The 3376-nt window shown below is 61.9% G+C and carries 4 protein-coding genes; 3 read left to right on the top strand and 1 reads right to left on the bottom strand.

All coding sequences use genetic code 11. The annotated features are described in order from the left end of the window. The coding region (locus VKI00_RS00420) for a TetR/AcrR family transcriptional regulator (RefSeq protein WP_324434405.1) at positions 1-246 on the bottom strand (246 nt) is incomplete at its 3' end. Positions 247-766: 520 nt separating this feature from the next. On the opposite strand from VKI00_RS00420, the gene VKI00_RS00415 reads away from it, so the two are divergent. The 3 genes from VKI00_RS00415 to VKI00_RS00405 all read left to right on the top strand — a co-directional run bounded on the left by VKI00_RS00415 (position 767) and on the right by VKI00_RS00405 (position 2794). After that, on the top strand, positions 767-1723 hold the full coding sequence (locus VKI00_RS00415) for an SDR family NAD(P)-dependent oxidoreductase (protein WP_324434404.1): 957 nt from the start codon (positions 767-769) through the stop codon (positions 1721-1723). A 493-nt stretch (positions 1724-2216) separates the two neighbouring features. Further along, positions 2217-2396 carry a hypothetical protein gene (locus tag VKI00_RS00410; RefSeq protein WP_324434403.1) on the top strand — a complete coding sequence of 60 codons (180 nt, stop codon included), beginning with the start codon at positions 2217-2219 and terminating at the stop codon, positions 2394-2396. Continuing rightward, positions 2393-2794, top strand: coding sequence for a type II toxin-antitoxin system VapC family toxin (locus tag VKI00_RS00405; RefSeq protein WP_324434402.1), 402 nt, complete (start codon positions 2393-2395; stop codon positions 2792-2794). Before VKI00_RS00410 ends, VKI00_RS00405 begins: the two co-directional genes overlap by 4 nt. The last annotated feature ends 582 nt before the right edge of the window (positions 2795-3376 follow it).

Here is a 3376-nt window from a genome sequence, read left to right as displayed (position 1 = left end):
GAGCGTTGCGAGAAGAGCGTGGATGCGGTGGGCGATGACGGCCCTGATCAAGGATTCCTTGTCCCCGAAGTAGTGATACACCTGCGAAGGACCAACGCCCGCCGCCTTCTGGACGTCGCCAAGACTCGTGCCGGCGACACCGTGGTCGTACATCAGTTGCGCTGCTGTCGCCACGATCCGCTCCCGCGTGGCCCGTCCCTTGGGGGTGAGCCGTTGCGGCTCGGTGACCGATTCGTTCGCTGCCATCACTTTGGCCAGGTCTGGCGAGATCCGTCGCTGCGGGCCCCGCTGACCTGATCCCCCCTCCGATTCGTCTGATCCTGTTCGGCGTTCTCGTGCGTCGTGCTCGTGGCGCCGCGACCCGACATGGACTTACCCGCCGTTCTGCGCGGACCCGCTTGCGGCAACCTGGAAGTCAGTGTATCTCGACCGCGACACAATTATGAAGCCTGCACTACAGAAAACGATGGAATTTATGCTGCCGCCGTTACGGCGCTGCTTCGCCGCGGTGCGTCTAGTCCTTTCGAAGGATCATCGAAATACGCTCCACTACAGCGTATTGAATAGTAGCAACAGCCATCTACGCCGGACGACCTAACGGTTGACATCAGCATCTCAGCGTGATTATGTAGCATAGGATACAAAATATGTGTACGCCAATGAAGCCTCCCATACATAATGACGAAGCCGGGTGACCAGCTTTGGCTGCCGGGCCAGCCCTCTCCTGGGCTGCCGGCACGAAGTCTTCATCGAAAGGAATAACAGCATGGCTGCGACGTCTTCCAAGGCGGTTCTGATCACCGGTGCCAACGTTGGGCTCGGCAAGGAGGTGGCGCGGCAACTCGCTCTTGCCGGCGATTTCGACAGGATCTATCTGGCGTGTCGCAACGCAGACAGCGGGCGGTCCGCGGCCGCCGAGCTGGAGCGCATCACGGGCAGGTCCATCTTCACGGTAATTCGAATGGACCTGACCGATTTGGACTCGGTGAGGTCAGCGCTGAGCACCTTGGATGGCGAACTGCATTCGGTAGTCATGAACGCCGGCGGCACCGGCGGCCCAACACCGCTGGCGCTCACCGCTGATCGCGTCACGCAGGTCTTCGGTTCCAACGTACTGGGCCACGTTGTACTGCTTGAGAATCTCATCGACGCCGGGGCATTAACCAATACCGCGGTACTCGTGGGCAGCGAAGCCGCGCGCGGTGTTCCCATGATGCGGATGCCGCGGCCCACGTTCGCGAACCACTCGGTGGAGGAGTTCGTCAGCGTCATCGACGGTTCGTTCTTCGAGCAGCGGAAATTCACCCCGTTTCTCGCTTACGGACAGGTGAAATACCTTGGTGCGTTGTGGATGTCGGCACTGGCGCGAAAGCATCCCGGCCTGCGGCTGCTCACTGTGAGCCCGGGCAACACCGCGGGAACGGAAGCATTGCGCGACATGGGCCCCGTCACTCGGACCTTGATGAATCATCTTCTGTTGCCCTACGTCCTTCCCGCGCTGGGGGTCGGACACCAGTTGGAGAAGGGCGCCCAGCGGCTGGTCGATGGACTCACCGACGAACAGTTGCGCAGCGGCGTGTTCTACGCCAGCCGACCGGGCGCCGTCACCGGGCCCCTAGTGGATCAGTCGGAGATCGTCGCCGACTTCTGCGACCCCGCAATACAACAGCATGCCGACGAAGCCATTCATCGCTTCGCGGAGAAGCTACGCTCACACCAATAACCGCCTCCTCGCGCTATCGCGTTTGTGCCCAGCGGTCACCGGCGAACCCACCCGCTTCTACGAGCTGTGGTGGGTCGCCGCCGCGCTGTGCGCGGCTGGTGCGGTCAACTCGCCCGGCGCATCGGCGAGATGCAGGTGTGCCAGCAGTGCACGCGCCGTTTGCGGCTCGTAGTCGTCGTGAGCGACGAAAACGAGATCCTCTGTGAAGCGGTCGAGTTCGCCGCTGAGGCGCGCTGCCGCGATCTTCCGCCGCCCGCCTAGCAGTGCACAACACCAGTGAAGTGGTGCGTATGTGATGCAAGCCCGGAATCTCGACTCGAAAACCCGTCCGTGAGCTGCGGTTTATGTGGTGCGCGATACTCGCATTGGAACAGAACTCGCCTAGCATGCGTAACCGCTGATATCCATCCGCGACGTACCGTGTTCCGACACGTGCTCGGGTATCCGCCTCCACACTGTCGCTGCATTCGTGCAGATCGATAGAATGGAGTTCGTGGCTGACCTCCCTGATACCCCGTCCGACCCGGCCGTGGTGGTCCTCAACCCCGATGATGAGATCACGCCGGAGTCTTTCACCGCGTGGCTTGACCGTCGTCAGGCGGGGGAACCGGTCGATCCCGGGGTACGGGCTGCTAACAGTCTCGCCGAAGCACGCGCCGCTGGCGAGGTGTGAACCCAGTCGTCATCGACGCCTCCGCTGGCGTCGAGCTGGCAGCCGATACGCTTCGCGGGCGAGCGCTACGGACGTTGTTGCCCGCCGACGCAGTGCCCTGGGTGCCCGAGCTGTTCTTCGTGGAGTGCGGCGCGGTGCTGCGCCGATGGGACCTGAACTGCATCCTGACACGGGGGCAGATCGATCAGGCCATCGATGCGCTGATGGGCTGGCCGCTGCGCGCCACCCAGGTGCGTGGGTTGTTCGCCGACGCATGGCGACTACGCGCCAACGTCACCTTCGCCGACGCGGTATACGTGGCGCTTGCCGCGCATCTTGGCGCCGACCTCCTTTCTGATGATGGCCGACTGGCCAACGCCCCTGGCCTGTCGGTTCCGGTACTGCACCTGCCGAACTGACAGCTGAGCCGTCTCGGGCAAACACACAGCATCGGCGCAGTACGTCTCGCGGCGTTGCGTGCCGATGTTTCGTCCGTGCGCTCAACCTTCGATGGCGGTGCCCTAGGGACGGTGAGCCGCCTCGATGAAGCTGTCGAAGTCCTGCAGCGCGCCGTGCGACTTAACGAAGAACTCGCGGAAACCGCGTTTTGGCAAACGACGATCGAGACGCTGCAGAGCAGGCCGCCGCAATCATCATCGGCAAATGGTCGGATCCAGGAGATTGAGACGATAGCTAGTTAACTAGTAAGACTAGCTAATGTGTCCAAATACGTGTCCACGCGGCATGAAAATGACCCCAGAGGTCACACCTCTGGGGTCATTTCCGCTGGTAGCGGGGACAGGATTCGAACCTGCGACCTCTGGGTTCTGGGCGGTTTCGATGCGTTTTGTTCCCAAATATGTTCCCAAATGAGCCCGTCTTACTGCAACGACACGTCCACTGACGGCGAAATCACATCTGCCCAATCAAGATCGAGGAGCCGTTTCGGTGGGCTGCGCCAGTAGGTGCGGTGGGATCGCTGTCGTGGCTGGCAATGATCT

Origin of the sequence: Mycobacterium sp., from assembly GCF_035314665.1 — a bacterium.
GTDB lineage: Bacteria > Actinomycetota > Actinomycetes > Mycobacteriales > Mycobacteriaceae > Mycobacterium.
Note: the sequence above shows the minus strand (reverse complement) of the source record. Positions and strands in the feature narration are given on the sequence as shown.

Excerpts from the sequence above, each read along its gene's own strand:
- VKI00_RS00415 (WP_324434404.1), top strand. The coding sequence starts at position 767 with ATGGCTGCGACGTCTTCCAAGGCGGTTCTGATCACCGGTGCCAACGTT.